General features: G+C 68.7%; 15 protein-coding genes. 7 read left to right on the top strand and 8 right to left on the bottom strand.

Going from position 1 to position 16845, the window contains the following annotated elements; all coding sequences use genetic code 11:
* From purL to purF, 3 genes are all read left to right on the top strand, one after another.
* Window positions 1–2198 (top strand): phosphoribosylformylglycinamidine synthase subunit PurL (gene purL, locus WA805_RS06535; protein WP_425241883.1); only part of this gene is annotated, 2198 nt, incomplete at its 5' end.
* A 278-nt stretch (window positions 2199–2476) separates the two neighbouring features.
* A complete protein-coding gene (locus WA805_RS06530; RefSeq protein ID WP_425241882.1) occupies window positions 2477–3190 on the top strand; it encodes a sterol carrier family protein in 714 nt (237 codons plus the stop codon).
* Between the two features lie 18 nt (window positions 3191–3208).
* A complete protein-coding gene (gene purF, locus WA805_RS06525; protein ID WP_422276280.1) occupies window positions 3209–4672 on the top strand; it encodes an amidophosphoribosyltransferase in 1464 nt (487 codons plus the stop codon).
* Window positions 4673–4697: 25 nt separating this feature from the next.
* On the opposite strand, the gene WA805_RS06520 is transcribed toward purF, so the two are convergent.
* The gene (locus WA805_RS06520) at window positions 4698–4943 is read right to left on the bottom strand and encodes a DUF3073 domain-containing protein (RefSeq protein ID WP_422276282.1); all 246 of its coding nucleotides are present in this window, start codon (window positions 4941–4943) and stop codon (window positions 4698–4700) included.
* 621 nt (window positions 4944–5564) lie between these two features.
* Here WA805_RS06520 and bldC point away from each other — a divergent pair.
* Window positions 5565–5768: a developmental transcriptional regulator BldC gene (gene bldC / locus WA805_RS06515; protein ID WP_013133571.1), complete on the top strand. Its 204-nt coding sequence runs from the start codon at window positions 5565–5567 to the stop codon at window positions 5766–5768.
* A 466-nt stretch (window positions 5769–6234) separates the two neighbouring features.
* Here bldC and mscL read toward each other — a convergent pair whose 3' ends face one another.
* Window positions 6235–6657 (bottom strand): large conductance mechanosensitive channel protein MscL, encoded by a 423-nt coding sequence (mscL, locus tag WA805_RS06510; protein WP_422276287.1) that lies wholly within the window; start codon window positions 6655–6657, stop codon window positions 6235–6237.
* Between the two features lie 161 nt (window positions 6658–6818).
* Here mscL and WA805_RS06505 point away from each other — a divergent pair, with 161 nt between their 5' ends.
* Entirely contained in the window at window positions 6819–7841 is a 1023-nt protein-coding gene (locus WA805_RS06505) for a glycoside hydrolase family 76 protein (RefSeq protein ID WP_422276289.1), read from the top strand.
* On the opposite strand, the gene ubiG is transcribed toward WA805_RS06505, so the two are convergent.
* A complete protein-coding gene (gene ubiG, locus WA805_RS06500) occupies window positions 7838–8635 on the bottom strand; it encodes a bifunctional 2-polyprenyl-6-hydroxyphenol methylase/3-demethylubiquinol 3-O-methyltransferase UbiG (protein ID WP_422285571.1) in 798 nt (265 codons plus the stop codon). The genes WA805_RS06505 and ubiG overlap by 4 nt on opposite strands.
* A 104-nt stretch (window positions 8636–8739) precedes the next feature.
* On the opposite strand from ubiG, the gene WA805_RS06495 reads away from it, so the two are divergent.
* Window positions 8740–9522 carry an NYN domain-containing protein gene (locus WA805_RS06495; protein ID WP_422276293.1) on the top strand — a complete coding sequence of 261 codons (783 nt, stop codon included), beginning with the start codon at window positions 8740–8742 and terminating at the stop codon, window positions 9520–9522.
* 181 nt (window positions 9523–9703) lie between these two features.
* On the opposite strand, the gene WA805_RS06490 is transcribed toward WA805_RS06495, so the two are convergent.
* Complete coding sequence (locus WA805_RS06490; RefSeq protein ID WP_422276295.1) at window positions 9704–10744, bottom strand: DNA methyltransferase; 1041 nt, start codon at window positions 10742–10744, stop codon at window positions 9704–9706.
* A gap of 57 nt (window positions 10745–10801) precedes the next feature.
* Between WA805_RS06490 and WA805_RS06485 the strand changes: the two genes are divergently transcribed.
* Window positions 10802–11881 carry an LLM class flavin-dependent oxidoreductase gene (locus WA805_RS06485; RefSeq protein WP_425241881.1) on the top strand — a complete coding sequence of 360 codons (1080 nt, stop codon included), beginning with the start codon at window positions 10802–10804 and terminating at the stop codon, window positions 11879–11881.
* Here WA805_RS06485 and WA805_RS06480 read toward each other — a convergent pair.
* The 4 genes from WA805_RS06480 to WA805_RS06465 all read right to left on the bottom strand — a co-directional run.
* Window positions 11878–13650 (bottom strand): ATP-dependent DNA ligase, encoded by a 1773-nt coding sequence (locus WA805_RS06480; RefSeq protein WP_425241880.1) that lies wholly within the window; start codon window positions 13648–13650, stop codon window positions 11878–11880. The genes WA805_RS06485 and WA805_RS06480 overlap by 4 nt on opposite strands.
* Before the next feature lie 61 nt (window positions 13651–13711).
* Window positions 13712–15058, bottom strand: coding sequence for a S41 family peptidase (locus WA805_RS06475; RefSeq protein WP_425241879.1), 1347 nt, complete (start codon window positions 15056–15058; stop codon window positions 13712–13714).
* Window positions 15059–15407: 349 nt separating this feature from the next.
* Window positions 15408–15971, bottom strand: a complete 564-nt coding sequence (locus WA805_RS06470; protein ID WP_422274213.1) for a manganese efflux pump MntP family protein — start codon at window positions 15969–15971, stop codon at window positions 15408–15410.
* 85 nt (window positions 15972–16056) lie between these two features.
* Window positions 16057–16845, bottom strand: a 789-nt coding sequence (locus WA805_RS06465; protein WP_425241878.1) for a manganese efflux pump MntP family protein, incomplete at its 5' end; no start/stop codon positions are given.

Below are 16845 nucleotides of genomic sequence, written 5' to 3'. Positions count from 1 at the left end.
TCGGCCGCCGCCCGACCGCCGCGGAGCTGGCGCTCTACTCGGTCATGTGGAGCGAGCACTGCTCGTACAAGTCCTCCAAGGTGCACCTCAAGCGCCTCGCGCCGAATGAAGAGCAGGCGCGGAAGCTACTCGCGGGCATCGGCGCCAACGCCGGCGTGGTGGACATCGGCCAGGGCTACGCGGTTACCTTCAAGATCGAAAGCCACAACCACCCCTCGTTCGTCGAGCCGCACCAGGGCGCGGCCACCGGGGTCGGCGGCATCGTGCGGGACATCCTCGCCATGGGCGCCCGCCCGGTGGCGGTGATGGACGCGCTGCGCTTCGGCCCGGCGGACGCCCACGACACCGCCCGGGTGCTGCCTGGAGTCGTCAGCGGCATCTCCTTCTACGGCAACTGTCTCGGCCTGCCGAACATCGGCGGCGAGCTCGCCTTCGACCCCTGCTACGCCGGTAATCCGCTGGTCAACGCTCTGTGCGTGGGCGTCATGCGGCACGAGGACCTGAAGGCCGCGGTCGCGACCGGCCCGGGCAACAAGGTCGTGCTCTTCGGCTCCCGGACCGGCCCGGACGGTGTCGGCGGCGCGTCCGTGCTGGCCAGCGCCACGTTCGGCTCTGCCGAACCAGGAAGCACAGTCGGCGACGACGGGGGCGGCAGGGCCGCGAAGCGGCCCAGCGTCCAGGTGGGCGACCCGTTCATGGAGAAGCTGCTCGTCGAGTGCTGCCTCGAGCTGTACGCCGCTGAACTGGTCGAGGGGATCCAGGACCTCGGCGCGGCCGGCATCGCCTGCGCGACCACGGAGCTGGCGGCGGGCGGCGAGGGCGGGATGCGCGTCACCCTCGACGACGTGCCGCTGCGCGACCCCAGCCTCACCCCGGCCGAGATCCTGATGAGCGAGTCGCAGGAACGCATGATGGCGGTCGTCACCCCGGGCAACGTGGCGGAGTTCCTGCGGGTCTGCGCGAAGTGGGACGTCGAGGCCACGGTGATCGGCGAGGTGACCGGCGACGGCACGCTGACCATGACCTGGCGCGGCGGCACCGTCGTCAGCATCCCGCCGCGGACGGCCGCCGACGGGCCTGTCTACCAGCGGCCGATGACCCGCCCCGCGGACCTGGACTCGCTGCAGGCGGCGGCGCCGGACGGCCTGGACCGCCCCAAGGACGGCCCGGCGCTGCGCGCGACACTGCTGGCCCTGCTCGGCTCCGCCGACGAGGCGGACAAGAGCTGGGTCACCGCGCAGTACGACCACTACGTCCGCGGCAACACCGTGCTCGCCATGCCGGAAGACGGCGGCCTGCTCCGCGTCGACGAGCAGACCCGCCTTGGCGTCGCGCTGGCCACCGACGGCAATGGCCGGTACTGCCGCCTCGACCCCTACCACGGCACCCAGCTCGCGCTCAGCGAGGCGTACCGCAACGTCGCGATGACCGGCGCCACGCCCGTGGCGGTGACGAACTGCCTGAACTTCGGCTCCCCAGAGGATCCCCAGGTCATGTGGCAGCTCGCCGAGGCGGTCCGCGGCCTTGCCGACGGCTGCGCGGCGCTCGGCATCCCGGTCACCGGTGGCAACGTCAGCCTGTACAACCAGACCGGCGACAACGCCATCCACCCCACCCCGGTAATCGGCGTGCTCGGCGTCCACGACGATGTCAACCGCCGTCTCGCCGCCGGATTCACCACCGACGCGGCTCAGGTGGTGCTGCTGGGCGCCACCCGGGAGGAGCTCGGCGGCTCCGCGTGGGCTCACGTCATCCACCAGCATCTCGGCGGCCGCCCCCCAGCCCCAGACCTTCATGCCGAACGTACGCTCGCGACTCTGATCACCGCCGCCACGTTCGGCTCTGCCGAACCAGGAGGCACAGCCGGCGGCCTGCTGGCGAGCGCCCACGACCTCTCCACGGGCGGCCTGGCGATCGCCCTGGCGGAATCCTGCCTCCGCGGCGCCCGCGGCTGCCGTGTCAACGTGGCGGGAGACCCGTTCACGGCCCTGTTCAGCGAGTCGGCGGCCCGCGCCGTGGTCTCTGTCACGCCGGGCCGCGAAGACGAGTTCGCGCAGCTCTGCGCGGCCCACGGGGTCCCCGCGACAGTCCTGGGCGAGACCGGCGGCGACACCCTGACGGTCGAGGCCACCTTCGAGGTGCCGCTACCGGAGCTCAGGCAAGCCTGGGAAAGTACGCTGCCCGCCCTCTTCGGCTAGGCTGCGGCTACTTTCCCGAGTTTCCTGGCAGGCTCGTAGGGCTCTGCACGGGTCTTGGGCGAGCTGCCATCGGTCCGGTTCCGCTGCGCGACGGCCTGCCAAGGGCCAAACGGGTCTGCTTCGGCATCCGGACGGCTCACAGCGGAGGCCACGACGGCGAGAATCGCTGGGCGTGGCCCTCACGGCGCGGGCGGAGCGGTCCTTCCGGCCCCGCCCGCCCCACAGGTCTCACGGCTCTCACCGTGTCCGCCGCGAGGCGGCCCGCGTCCGCTGATTTCATGATCACGAAAGAAAAGTACGCGCATAGGGTGCTTTTCTTTCGTGATCATGGTCGACGCTGCGGCGAGCGATGGCGCGACGTCCGCAACCGACGACAGTTGTCTTCCGCCGGTCCCGCCAGTCACACCCGTTGGCTTTGTAGACGTGGTGACCACTTTCGGCATCGGGTGACCGGTCACAAGTGGTCATTTCGGTTACAAAGTGAATCTAGGTATCCCAGCAGTCGAGAACTCTTGAGGCTCGCGCGGCCAGTGAGACGCAAGAGGGCCCGTCGATGGTGGCCGGGGCGGGGCCGGTCAGAGGCGGGCGGGGCGTGCGGGCGACATTTGGGCGGTACGGTCGCCTACATGCCACCGCGTAAGCCCGACCCCGAAGGCCCCGCAAGGGTTGCCGAGGTGACGGCCGCTCTTGACCGGGGGGAGGAACCGCCGCAGGCGGCGTTGCGGGCTGCGGCGCGGTACCTGTTGCAGGTACTTGAGAGAGACGCCCCAGGACGTTCCGTGGAAGTGCGAGTGGTACCGGTCGCGGCGGTGCAGTGCGTCGCCGGGCCGCGCCACACGCGAGGGACTCCGCCCAACGTGATCGAGACAGATCCACTGACGTGGTTCCTGCTCGCGACCGGGCGGCTCGGCTGGGCTGAGGCAGTACGCGCGGGAGCGATCAAAGCGAGTGGAGCGCGAGCCGATCTGTCCGCGTATCTTCCGTTGAGCTGAACAAATAGACTGCAGTATGTGGCTAAGCCAGACGGGCGTCTTACGCACGATCTCGATCCCAGTGACCGCCCGCCGAGGGACGCCTGCGGTGTCTTCGGTGTCTGGTCGCCCGGCGAAGATGTCGCCAAGCTCGCCTATTACGGGTTGCACGCGCTGCAGCACCGTGGCCAGGAGTCGGCCGGGATCGCCGTGAGCGACGGCAGGCGGATCGTCGTGCACAAGGAGATGGGCCTCGTGGCCCAGGTCTTCGACGAGCCGTCGCTGACCGCGCTGCGCGGCGATATCGCGGTGGCGCACTGCCGGTACTCCACCACCGGTTCGTCGGTGTGGGCGAACGCGCAGCCGACGTTCCGGTCCACCCCGCACGTCTCGCTCGCGCTCGGGCACAACGGCAACCTGACCAACACCCGTGAGCTCACCGCCATGCTGGCCGCTGACGCGGCGGGCGGCACCATAGCGGCGACCTCGGACACCGATGTGCTGACCGAGCTGATCGTCGGGAACGCGCGTGGACCCGGCGGAGTCGAGGAGGCCGCGGCGCGCATCCTGCCGCAGGTGCGGGGCGCCTACTCGCTGGTCTTCATGGACGAGAACACGCTGTACGCGGCCCGCGACCCGCAGGGATTCCGGCCGCTCGTGCTCGGCCGGCTAGCCGCGGGCTGGGTAGTCGCCAGCGAGACCGCCGCGCTGGACATCGTGGGCGCCGCCTTCGTGCGGGAGGTGCAGCCAGGCGAACTGCTCTCGCTTGACGAGCGGGGCGTGCGGTCCCGGGTATTCGCGGCGGCGGCGCCGAAGGTGTGCCTGTTCGAGTACGTCTACCTGGCCCGGCCCGACACCACGATTGGCGGGCGCGGGCTGCACGCGACCCGCGTCGAGATCGGCCGGACGCTGGCCGGCGAGCACCCCGCCGTCGCGGACCTGGTGATCCCGGTGCCGGAGTCGGGGACGCCCGCGGCGATCGGATACGCGGAGGCCAGCGGCATCCCGTACGGTCAGGGCCTGGTGAAGAACTCCTACGTGGGCCGGACCTTCATCCAGCCGAGCCAGACCATCCGGCAGCTGGGTATCAGGCTGAAGCTGAACCCGCTGCGTGACGTGATTGCCGGCCGCCGCATCGTGGTTGTCGACGACTCGATCGTGCGCGGGAACACGCAGCAGGCGATCGTGGCGATGCTGCGGGAGGTGGGCGCGCGCGAAGTGCACGTACGGATAGCGTCGCCGCCGGTGAAATGGCCGTGCTTTTACGGTATCGACTTCGCGACCAGGGATGAGCTTGTCGCGGGGCGGCACTCGGTTGACGAGATCTGCGCGGCGATCGGCGCGGACTCGCTCGGCTACGTGTCGCTCGACGGGCTCGTGGCGGCCACGTTGCAGCGGCCAGGGTCGCTGTGCCGGGCCTGCTTCGACGGGCAGTACCCCGTTCCCGTGCCGGAAAGCGAGCGCGGCAAGCATGTCCTCGAGCCGGTCGTCAGTACCGCCTGAGGCTTACGGACCGCGGACCTAGGATCTAACGACGCGACGACCAGTCGTCTTCGTCCTCGTCCTCGTCGTCTTCATCTTCGTCGTCGGACTCATCCGCCTCATCCGCGGCATCGTCGTCGTATGCGGCGTACGGGTCGTCGTGGTCCCCATGTCCCTGGTCAGATCCCACGCCCAGCTCCGCACGCAGCCGGTCAAGGTCCGTCCCGCCGCTGTTGTACTTGAGCTGGCGAGCAACCTTGACCTGCTTGGCCTTGGCTCGGCCGCGCCCCATTGGCTCGACCCCCTCGAACGTCCGGAGCCGTGCGGCCCCACGATGCCTATGTCGCTGGCTGTGACACACACAGATCGCCGTAGATCCCGCCTTGGGAACTCGGCGCCTCTCCAGCTTCCGTACAGGTATAACCGTACCCGGTTTGCGGCCCTGATGACTACGCCGATCGACTGTCACAACGTACTTACGCACCGCGATTCTCGCCACAAGGGCTAGCCCGAGCAGGGGTTTTAGTCGGAGGATCGTACTGTAGAGGGTGAGGTATCTGTTTATGTCACGATTCCGGCATCATAGGTTACCGTCAGTGCTTAGGGGGCTACAGCATTTGAGGTCACGTTCACCACCCAGGCGCGCGAGACGCGCGGGCAGTATTCCCGGATCTAGCCCGCTGCGACGATAAGTCTCACAAAAATCACGGCGTGTGGTGCCGATCCGAACAGCAAATGAGCATCTCACGACAGAAACTTCGCGGCCGGTGGTCGACTTGTCACCGCTGGTGATGGCAATATGGTCTCCGTAGACCATATGAGGACATCAACGACAAGCTCCTTATGGAGCACCAAGGCCAGACAACAACAACACAAGGATCGCTACACCGGTCCAGGAGGAGAGGCCACACCAATGTCCGCACGTACTCCAGAGGCTGAGCCCCTGTTGACGCCCGCGGAGGTCGCCACGATGTTCCGTGTTGACCCCAAGACCGTCACACGCTGGGCGAAGGCCGGCAAGCTAACCTCAATCCGCACGCTGGGGGGGCACCGGCGCTACCGGGAGACCGAGGTCCGTGCTCTCCTCGCAGGTATTCCGCAACAGCGTTCCGAGTAGCATCCCGTCGCGCAAGCGAGGCAGGTCCCGCGACGACCCTGCCAGACGCTCGCGGCGGAGCTCGTCCGGTGGAGTGGGGGGTTTGGTCCCAGTGGGCGAGCGCGGTTCATGGGGGAGTTTCTGACAAGCCTTGAACGCGGCGCTCGCCGCACTGGGGCCGGTCCGGATCGTGGTCCGGACGGCCGGTCGGGGTTACTCCCCGGGCGCCTAACTTTCAGGGGGAGAGTAGATCGCACAATGCGTGATCCAGAGTTGGTCGCGCGCGCAGCACGCAACGGGGTCAGCCACGTGCCATGATCGGGTTCGTTACGTTCGTTACGAGCCAGTTATCGGGTTCCCAGGATCGCCCCAGCTTCTTACCAGGAACCGGTGAAAGACTGAGCAGGCAGGGGCTGAGCCGCGCGTTGTGCTGCCCCGCCATGATCGTCTGGGCTCGGGACGGCCAGGCCCCGGCCCGAGCCCAGACTCATAACGTGACCGATCCCGCAGTAAGAGAAACCAGCTCGACCGTGCAGTACTTGCACCGCCTGGCCGCGATCGGGATCGAGCTCAGGCACTCCGGGCAGTCCCGCTCTGTGGCCTCCCTGGCCCCGTGCAGCCTGAGCACCAGCTTCGCCATCGGCGCCACGATCAGGAAGTAGACCACCGCGGCGATGATGAGGAACGTCACGATGGCGTTGATCAGGTCGCCGTACGCGAACTTGCTGCCGTGCAGCGTGAACGTCAGGTTCTCGAAGTTATTGCTCTTCCCCCAGATCGCCCCGATGAGCGGCGTGATCAAGTCCTTGACGATCGCCGTCACGATCGCGGTAAACGCGGTGCCGATGACGACCGCGACCGCGAGGTCGATCAGATTGCCCCGGGTGAGGAAATCCCTGAAGCCCTTCACGTGCGTTGACTCCCATGGTCCGTGGTCGGTGCGCGGCGGCAGCCGGTGGCCCAGGCCGGCCCCGGGCATCTACCCTGCCGCAAGTTGAAGATGCGGCTCCTGGTTGTCCTACGTAAGCATCGCCAGCGCCCGTGGCACAGCGTGGTCGGTAAGCTCCGGATATGGCACACCCGGACTACCGCGCGCGGGCGGCGGCGGGGATCCGCGCGCTGCAGCGCTGGTACGTCCCGCGCGCCGGCCTGCTGTCGCTGGTCCGGCCGAGTGGCCTGTGGAAGACCACCGGCTGGTGGCAGGCCGCCAACGCTCTCACGGCCGTGATCAGGTACACGCGGCACACGGGAGATCCGGCCCACACGGGGATCATCGCCGCGACGTTCACGGCCGCGCGGCAGCAGCACGCCGGCTTCGTCAACTGGTTCTTCGACGACAGCGCCTGGTGGGCGCTGGCCTGGGTCGCCGCCTATGACCTGACCGGCGAGGACCGGTACCTCGCCGCGGCCAGGACGGTCTTCGCGCACAACCTGGACGGCTGGGACGGCACCTGCGGCGGCGGGGTGTGGTGGAACAAGGAGCGGACGTACAAGAACGCGATTACCAACGAGCTGTTCCTGAGCTTGGCGGCACAGCTGCATCAGCGGGTACCCGATGACCGTGATTACCTGGCCTGGGCCATGCGGTCCTGGGAGTGGCTGCACGGCAGCGGCATGATCGGCCCGGACGGCCTGGTCAACGACGGGCTCACCGCGGACTGCGCCAACAACGGCGGCACCACCTGGACCTACAACCAGGGCGTGATCCTCGGCGGGCTGGCCGCCCTGCACGAGATCACCGGTGACCCGGCCTACCTGCGGCAGGGCGAGGTCATCGCGGACGCCACGCTGAGCAGGCTCACCGACCAGTCGGGCATCCTCACCGAGCCGTGCGAGGACGCTGGCTGCAACAGCGACCAGACCCAGTTCAAGGGCATCTTCGTCCGCAATCTGCACGATTTCTACCCGCACAGCGGCAAGCCCGCGTACCGCGCGTTCCTGCTGGCCAACGCCGATTCCGTGTGGGACAGCGACAGGAACGCGGCCGATCAGTTCGGGCTGCGGTGGGCCGGTCCTTTCGACCGGGCGGACGCCAGCCGCCAGTCATCCGCTCTCGAGGTCCTCACCGCCGCCGCTGGCCTCATGGCCAGCTAGGATCCTGGCTCCAGGTCGATCGCCTCCTTGACGGCGAATCCCATGTAGGAGACGGCGGTGCTGGCTACCTGGCCGATGTCCAGCCGCCGGCTGAATTCGCCGTAGGTGATGCGGCCCCGGCGCGCGGCGATGAACCCGCCGAGCACGGCGGGGACACTGGCGCGCGGGCCGAGGCCGGTGATCTCGCCGGTCGTCAGCCCGTGTCGTGCCAGCAGCCCGGCGAGTTCCGCGGGCTTGATGAACATGTCCCAGTCGTGGATGGCGGCGTCGACGACGCGGGTCAGCGGCCAGTCCTGCATCAGCTTGATGGTGAGGAGCTTGCTCTTCGCCGTGCGGTTGATCGTGTCGAACAGGTACAGGCCGCCGGGCTTGAGCACCCGCGCCGTCTCGCTGATCACCCGGTCCACGTCGGACACGTGCTCCAGCACGTCACAGCAGTACGCGAGGTCGTAAGCGGAGTCAGGGACGGGCAGCTGCTCGCCCGGCCCGATCAGGTAGTCGATGCGCAGCCCGCGGCCGGCCGCGTGGGCGCGGGCGGCCGCGATCGACGGCGGCGACGGGTCAATTCCGGTCACCTGGCAGCCCAGGGCGGCGAACTCTTCGGCGAGGAACCCGCCGCCGCAGCCAATGTCGAGTGCCCGCAGCCCGCTCGCCGGGATGGCCCGCTGCCGGGCGAGCACCTCACGGAAGTAGGCGAACCTGCCGGGCGTGATTCCGTGCAGGAGGAACAGCGGGCTGCTCTCGTCCCACCAGGATCCGCCGAGCCGGTCGTAGACGTCATTGTCGATCGGCATCCCCGCCTCCAGGCCTGACCGGGTTGGCGTGCCTACGCATGATAACCGCGCGGCGCGGTCTGGATTTCTGAGTTCAGCAGGCCCCGCGGCGGTAGCGTCGTGCTATGGCCAGTGACACCCCTGCCGACACTTCCGCCAAGCTGGCGGTGCTGATTGATGCCGACAATGCTTCGCCGGCTGCCATTGACGGCTTGCTGGCCGAGGTCGCCAAGTACGGGACCGCCCACGTCAAGCGCGCCTACGGCGACTGGACGGGCACTAGCCTGCGCGGCTGGAAGGAGCAGCTGCTGGACCAGTCGATCCAGCCCATCCAGCAGTTCGCCTACACGACCGGCAAGAACGCCACCGACGCGGCCATGGTCATCGACGCCATGGACCTGCTGTATTCCGGCCGGTTCGACGGGTTCTGCCTGGTCTCCAGCGACAGCGACTTCACCCGGCTTGCCTCGCGCATCCGCGAGTCCGGCCTTACCGTGTACGGGTTCGGGGAACGCAAGACCCCGAAGCCGTTCGTCGCGGCCTGCGACAAGTTCATCTACCTGGAGAACCTGACCGCCCCGCAGGCGGCCGCCCCCGCCGGTGCCGCCGTGAGCCCGCCCACGCCGACCGCACCGGCCGCCAGGCTGAAGGGCGACGCCGCGCTCGTGAACATGCTCCGCAACGCGGTGGAGGCCAGCTCCGACGACGATGGCTGGGCGCTCCTGGGCAGCGTCGGCAACATCATCACCAAGCAGCGCCCCGACTTCGACTCACGCAACTACGGCTACGCCAAGCTCAGCGACCTGATGGCCGCCACCACCCTGTTCGACCTGGAACGCCGGGTCCCCGGCGACGGGAAGGCCGCCGTGATCTACGCCAGGGACAACCGACGCCGTACGCCGGCCTAACTCCTCGAGACGTCTCCGCGGAAACGCATCCGGAGTGCCCGGCTAGCGTCGCCGATCGCGCGACCGCCTCCCATCGGTGCCGGGTGGCCGGGGCGGATGTTGTCAGGTCTTTCGGAACGTACGCGTGGTGACAGTGGGCGGTTCACGGTTTCGGCGCGGTGACCAGCCGGGAACGCGAACTCTACGCGTTCGTGTCCTCGGCTTCCTGGTCCCGGCCGGAGACCGCGTCGTCGAGGCGCTGCGCCGCGATCTCCGCGAAGTCGTGGTCGACCTCGGCGACACAGGCGAACCGGCCCGTCTGCACGGCCGCGACAGAGGCTGAGGCCAGGCCGCCGAACGGCTCCCAGACCGCGTCGCCGGGCTCGGTGACGGCGTTGAGGATGCGGCGCATGAACTCGAGCGGCTTCTGGTTGAGATGCGCCGCGGAAAGGCTGCCCGGGTTGTAGACGCGCGGCGCTGCCCGGCGCATGGTGCCCTTGACGCGCTCCACGCCGTGCAGCGGCGCCAGCTGCCAGACATTGGTCAGCCCGTGGGCGTGCCGCCACTTGTGCCTGAGTGAGTCCCATTCCTTGGCGGTGACCGCGGTCTGCCCGTCGAGTGAGTAATAGGGCCACCCGGATTCCCTGCCATGCTCGCTGGCGTAGGCGGCCAGGCGCTCGATCATCGCCCCTGGCGGCCAGTACCACAGCCAGTCGCGGGTGAGGTACTTGCGGGTCGCGGCGTTGGCCACGCCGCAGGCCTCGTTGGCCCTGCTCAGCGTGAGGCCGGACCGCTGCCACTCGGACCGCATCCACTGCTGCACGGGCATCGGGCCGCCGGGCCCGGTCACCTCGAACCGCCGCTGGTAGAAGACGCAGATCTCGGAGACGACAGGGAACCGGCGGATGGTCTTGCCGTTGACGTTGCCTGCGATGTGCCCGATCCCCTTGTCCCAGGTGATGGCCTGCACATACTCCCAGCCGTGCCGGACCAGGAGCGGGTGCACGGTAGCCCAGCCGACCTCGGTGTTCCAGAACCACAGCGTGGTGGCCGGGCCTGCCAGGCGGCTCCAGGCCTCGACGTGCGGCTGGTACCACTCGGCGATGCGGTCGGTGCCTACCGTGTCGCCGTGGAAGCCGCGGACGCCGTACGCGCCGTCGCTGACGATCGCCGTCGGCGTCGGCCAGCTCCGGTATGCATCCAGCGCGTCGCCCCGGTGCAGCAGGTAGGCAGACTGTTCCACCCGGTCTAGCGTAATTGGGGACGACGCACGCTCCCCGCATTTGGAGGCCCCGAGCCCATGGCCGCGCTCAGCGACGAGATCGACACCCTGAAATTCGTGCACACCTACGGCGCCGGGCTGCACTCCGGCGACGCCGACCCGGACGTGCACGACCCGCGCTGGCAGCGGCGCCAGGTGGACGATTTCGTGGAGTTCGCGGTCCTGGCCGAAGAACTGGGTTTCGACGGGATCACCGTCACCGAGCACCACGCTCCGCTCATGACGTGCCCGTCGCCGCATCTGCTGCTGGCCGCCGCCGCGGTAAAGACGAGCCGGATCAGGCTGGGCACCGCGGTGACTGTGCTGCCGCTCTACAGCCCGCTGCGGGTCGCGGAAGAGGCCGGGACGCTGGATTTGCTCAGCGGCGGCCGGTTCGAGCTTGGCCTCGGCCGCGGCATACCTGGCGAGGCGCAGATCGCGGCAGGCCGGAACCTGAGCGATAACGACCTCAAGCGGGCCTGGCTCGAGGGCCTTGAGGTGGTGCACATGGCGCTGACCGAACGGGACTTCACTTTCGACGGAGAGTTCTACCCGGTGGAACGCCCCACCACGATCGCGACCCGCCCGCTCCAGGACCGGCTGCCCGTGTGGCTGGGCGGGTCGAGCAAGGAGACGATGCGGCTCGCGGCCGTCCGCGGCTGGAACGTGATGCGCAACTTCGGAAGCAACCAGGAGCACCGGGACGCGCTGGAGGACTACATCAAGGTGGCCGCCGAGAACGGGCACGCCCGCTCGGGCGCGAACATGATGATCGAACGCTTCGTCGCGATCGGCGAGACCGAGGACCGTGCGGAGCGCAACCTGGGGAGCCTGATCGAGGCCTTCGGGCAGTTCCTCACGCTGTACGCCGCCGGCGGCCGGCGGCCCGTCCCCGAGACCGACGGCGAATTCCGCGTCGACCACGGTGCCGCCAGGAAGAACCGGCCGGCCATCGCGGTCTCCGGCACACCCGGTCAGATCGCCGATGCCCTCCAGCAGGTCATCGACGAGACCGGCGCGCGCAGGCTGCTCGTCGAGACCTTCTCCCGCGAGGAGGCGCGCCTGTTCGCTCGCGAGGTGATCCCGGCGCTGAAAGAGCGGAATGCGATAGCAGCCTAGCCGTCGCCCGTGGGCGTGTGCCGGGCGGAGATGAACAGCTCAGCCAGCTCGCGCGTGGTGGTGGCGTCCTCCGCGGCTTTGTCGTCGCGCCAGCGTCCGGTGAACCGCGGGAAGCGCATGGCGAGTCCGGCATCGTCTCTGATCTGGCCCCAGGCGGCGGTGTAGTTCGGGGACAAGGTCAGCTCGGCGCTCAGGATTTCCAGGACAAGGCCAGGCTCGAACCAGACGTCAGGCTCCTGGCGAGCGTCAACCCGGGCGGGCTTGTGCGGGCTCAGGAGCGGCGCTAGCCGGGCGGGCAGCGCGGCCAGGTCGGCGTCGGAGAACCCAGCGCCGCACTTGGTGACGGCGCGGAACGTGTCGGCGTCCGCGTCGTAGGCGGCCAGCAGCACGGCGCCGTACACGCCGGCGCGGCGGCCGCGGCCGGCGAACGCGCCGATGACGACCAGGTCGGCGGTGTCGGACAGCTCGGTCCGGTAGTCGCGCTTGAGCTTGATCCACTGCCAGCCGCGCGCCCCGGCCTGGTAGGCGGAATTCGGTCCGGTCGACTTGCACACCAGGCCCTCGCACCCGTCGGTGACCGCCTGGGCGAATATCGCGTCAAGCGCGGCCGGGTCGGCGACCTCGGCGGCGGTGGTCAGCCGCAGCCGGGGCGACAGGGTGAGTGCCGCTTCCAGCGCGGCGCGCCGGCGCGGGTACGGAAGCATGGTCAGATCTTCGCCGTCGGCGTACAGCAGCTCGAAGCAGAAAAGGCCCACAGGCACGTCCTGAATCGCCTGGTCGATGCCGTGCTTGCGGCGCCGCAGCATGACCTCGCCGAACGGCCGCAGCTCCCCCGCGGCCGCGTCGTAGGCGACGACCTCTCCTTCAAGGATCGCCTCGCGCGGCCCCAGCCCCGCGGCCAGCAGCTCGACAACGTCAGGGAACTGATCGGATATCTCCTCAAGGCGGCGGGTGAACAGCTCGATCGTCCCGTCGGCCGTGCGGTGCGCCTGGACCCGGACGCCGTCGTACTTGTACTCGGCGGCGCACTGTCCGCCGAGCCGGGCGAGGATCTCCCCGGCGTCGGCCAGCCGCTGGGCCAGCATGACCCGGACCGGGTTCCCCGGTGCGACGCGCAGCTGCTCCACTGCGGCCAGCCCGCCGCTTACCAGGGTGGCGGCCACCTTGCCGAGGTCGCAGCAGATGTTGTACCCGCGCTCGAGCACCGGCCTGGCGGCCTTGCCGCCAGCGTGCACCTGGGCAAGCGCGTCCAGGATCGTGGGCGTGCCGATGCCGAGCCGCAGGTTCCTGGTCACCAGCCGCAGCAGGTAACGGGCCTCCAGCGGGGTGGCCCGGGTGAGCAGCCCGGCGAGCAGCTCCAGCTTGCGGCCCTGCGAGCCTGCCCCCTCGGCGGCGGCGATCTCCCGCAGCGTGTGCACGACCTCGGTGACCTCCAGGCTGGCCGCCCGGCCGCCTGCTTCGGGAACGGGCTGGGCGAGCAGCCGTTCCGCGGCCTGGCCCAGGTCGCCGGTCTCCCGCACCAGGGCCGTGACCTGCGCGGCGTCGGTACCGCCCGCGGTGGCCACCGCGCGGATGGCGAGCTTCTCGGCCATGCCGAGGTCCACCCCGGCGAATTCCGGCGCGATCAGCCCCTGGCACAGGTAGCACACGGTCGGAAGGAGCCCGTCAGGGGTTTGCGCCAGCAGCGCGGCCAGCCGCTCTGTCAGCGCTAGCCGGCTGCTGACCTGCTCCAGGTCGCGGTAGGCCTCGGCCACGATCACGTACCGCACGGGTAACCCCCTTCCCGCCTGATCATGACACGCTGACTTCCCCAACTGAGCCCGCGGCAGCTCAGGTGACGGGATCTGCCGGGCCGTCCGGCCGCGAGGCCAGGGCATCCCTGGCCTCGTGCAGAATCGGCGGCGGCACGTCGTCCAGGGCCAGCACGTGCCGCAGGGCCCTGGCGTAGGCCACGTCGTAGGCCTGCTCCGCCGCCACGGCGACGTCCGGCACCACGCCGGTGCCCTGCCAGTTGGACCCGGTGACCGGGTTGACCGATCTGGCGAACGGAATGCCGATGCAGACAGCGGGGCTGATCGGGTACACCCGGGTTGGGTGCGCTCCGCCGCCGGTGGTCTCGCCGATGATCTCCGCGCGCTTGACCGCCTGCAATGTGTAGCAGAGGTCCTCACCGCCGGAAAAGGTCCTGTGGCTGGTCAGCACGTAGACCGGCCGGTCGAGGTAACGGGCGCCTGGCACGTAGGGCAGCGACCAGAACTGCTTCGTCTCGCCGGTCTCGGCGGTGAAGATGTCGTTGAGGTGCGTGGGGCGTTCGTCGACCAGGTAGCTGCACCAGAAAACCACGCCTTCCGGCGAACCGCCCCCGTTGTGCCGCATGTCGATGATGAGCGCGTAGGTCCCGGCGACCAGTTCCATGGCAGCGGCGATGGCCGGGCCCGCGTTGGAAGGGATCGGCATCCGGCGCAGGTCGAGGTAGCCGACGTTGCCGTCCAGCCGCTCGACCCGGCGGATGCCGAAGTTGTCCAGCCGGAACTTCCGCAGCCTGGCCAGCCGCCTGACCTCCCGGTCCTCCGGCTTGTGCGGCTCGGGTACCGGCGTGGCGCGCGGCGGCGGCCCCTCACCGAGCATCAGCGCCAGGTGCCGGTCGTCGGTGGCCTCCTGCAAGTGCTGGGTGACCAGGTCGGTGAGCGCGATCTCGTCGAGGTTGTCGTACTCGCCGGCCGCCAGCCTCGCCTCAACCACCGCGGCCGCCCGCTCGGCCTGCTCGGGGAACACGTACGCAGCCCGCAGCAGCTCCAGGGCCTTGGTCACTATCTCGCGCGCGGACAGTTGCTCGGCGGCCTGCGACCCGTCGTCCGCTACTGTGATCCGCGGCGCGTCCGGGCCAGCGTCGTCAAAGGTGAGCTCGATCAGGCGCGCCGAGGGCAGCCGGCGTGAAAGGTCGCGGCGGAGCTCGTCCACTCCCGCCTGGTGGGCATCCCGCCACGCCGCCAGGGCCTGCTCATCTGTCGCGTCCGCCGCGAGGACGTACATTCGCAGCAGTGTCTGCCCGGGCTCGATGCCCGGCTCGTCCCCGTGCCGGACTAGTACCGCCCGCCGCACCGCACCGGGCGGGAAATGACCCTTTACCTCGTGATCCACGACACGGTTCAGCCGATCGCGCTCGTCCGGGTCCATTGCGCGCCTCCGTACCCAGTTTCCCCGTCCAACGCGGCCCGCCCGGAGCGGGTTCCAGGCGGGCCGCGTTGGCAGCCGAGTCTCCGTTACCCAGCTTGGGGCTGAAGCTCGCTGGCGTCGGCCGCCTGCTCGATGCCGGGATCCGGCTAGCTTCTCCGCCACCGCGTGAACCACTCAGGGAACAGGCTGAGCGCCGTGACGAACGCGAGGATCTTCGACACGACGTTCATGGCAACGGGGATGGGGGCGGACGGGTAGCCGAATCCGGCCGGCGCTCAGAACGAGAACACGAGCAGTATCAGGGCCAGGCAGAAGAAGGCGGGCCTGGACAGTTTCACCATGGGCGGCATCAGCCGTACGAGAGCGGCAGTGAAACGCCGAACGCCATCAAGATTGCCATGAGGGCGAAGCAGGCCCCTGTCAGCAGGTCAGTATTGATCTTGGGGATGAAGTCGATGAAGTGAGCCACTGTGCGGCCGATCTGGTGCCCGGCGACCGACATCACGAAGGTCATCCACCCGAACAGGACAGGCGCGAGCCAGGGGGAGAAGCCGGCGAGGCCAAGCGCCGTGCCTGCAGCGACATTGTCGACGCTCAGCGGAATCGGCAACCCGAACCTTGCCCATCTCAGGTCCGGATCCACGCGATTTGGTGAGATCATCGCTTTAACGATGAGGAACAGCCCGTATACGCCGAGCCCGATCATTGCGACCGTGTCGGAGTAGTTGTCGAGCTTGTCGCTCAGGAAGTGCCCGATGAGGATCCCGACCACGGGTGCGACGCCGTCCCATACGCCGAAGATGGCGGATGTCTTGACGGAGGTCAAGAAGGTCGGCTTGAGCCCCCCGAGCACGAGCGAGCTGCGGAAGTTGTCCAGGCTCAGAACGAACCCGAGCGTCAGCAATCCGAACACTAAGGATTCCTCTCTCCGGATTACACGTTAAACAGCCACAATCACCTTCCGTAACACGCTTCGCCCGCTCCAGGTCTCGGAAAAGTTAGATCTGGTCTAAGTTTGTGTCAAGGAGTTCCGAAAACTCGTATTGTGACCTGCTATTTGTAATAGGTGTTTCAACTAATACGCGGACCTTAAAAGCGTCACCATCACGAGCTGGGACGGCGGCGTGATCGACCGCCGAGGACGAGCCGATCCCGGCGCCAGCACGAGCTGCGGCGACCAGGACGCTGACCCTGGACCTCGCAGTAACCTCCCGCTCCCGCCCGGGTAACAGCCAGCCCGCCGCCATCACGCCAGAGAGGCCGAGCAGCATGATTGCGCCCACCACCTCGCCGTGCTCGCCGGTCGCCTTGCCTAGCTTCGCGCCCAGCTGCAGTCCGATGATCGACATAATGAAACTCAGGAGCCCGAACAGGGTCACTGCCAAGACGATCGGGTAGCGCACCGTTCCCAGTGCGAGTCCCACTGCGAGGTCGTCCAGGCTGAGCGCGGCGCCGCTGACCAGCAGCCGCCACCCGTGCCAGATCTTCGGGGTGTCGTCGTCGCCGCGCAGTGCCTCGATGAGTCCCCAGACCGCGGTCGCGCAGAGTATCCCGGCGCCGGCCCAGCGGGCGGCGGACCCCAGCGGGCCGGCCAGACGGGTGCCGATGAGCATCCCAGTGGCCGGCATCACGACGTCGCACAAGCCGAAGACCGTCGCCACCTTGAGCTCGGTACGCCTGTTCACGCCGCTGACGCCGATGGCGATCGCCGCCCCGAAGTTGTTCAGCCCGAGCGCGACCGCTACGACAAACAACGCCACCATAGGTAATGCAACATACGTTGCATC

Source organism: Trebonia sp. (genome assembly GCF_049794275.1).
Lineage (GTDB): Bacteria > Actinomycetota > Actinomycetes > Streptosporangiales > Streptosporangiaceae > Trebonia.
Note: the sequence above shows the minus strand (reverse complement) of the source record. Positions and strands in the feature narration are given on the sequence as shown.

Bases quoted from the DNA above. Each gene is read 5' to 3' on its own strand.
- WA805_RS06520 (WP_422276282.1), bottom strand. From the start codon at position 4,943: ATGGGGCGCGGCCGAGCCAAGGCCAAGCAGGTCAAGGTTGCTCGCCAG.
- WA805_RS06505 (WP_422276289.1), top strand. From the start codon at position 6,819: ATGGCACACCCGGACTACCGCGCGCGGGCGGCGGCGGGGATCCGCGCG.
- WA805_RS06475 (WP_425241879.1), bottom strand. From the start codon at position 15,058: ATGGACCCGGACGAGCGCGATCGGCTGAACCGTGTCGTGGATCACGAG.
- ubiG (WP_422285571.1), bottom strand. From the start codon at position 8,635: ATGCCGATCGACAATGACGTCTACGACCGGCTCGGCGGATCCTGGTGG.
- WA805_RS06530 (WP_425241882.1), top strand. From the start codon at position 2,477: ATGATCACGAAAGAAAAGTACGCGCATAGGGTGCTTTTCTTTCGTGAT.
- WA805_RS06485 (WP_425241881.1), top strand. From the start codon at position 10,802: ATGGCCGCGCTCAGCGACGAGATCGACACCCTGAAATTCGTGCACACC.
- bldC (WP_013133571.1), top strand. From the start codon at position 5,565: ATGTCCGCACGTACTCCAGAGGCTGAGCCCCTGTTGACGCCCGCGGAG.
- WA805_RS06495 (WP_422276293.1), top strand. From the start codon at position 8,740: ATGGCCAGTGACACCCCTGCCGACACTTCCGCCAAGCTGGCGGTGCTG.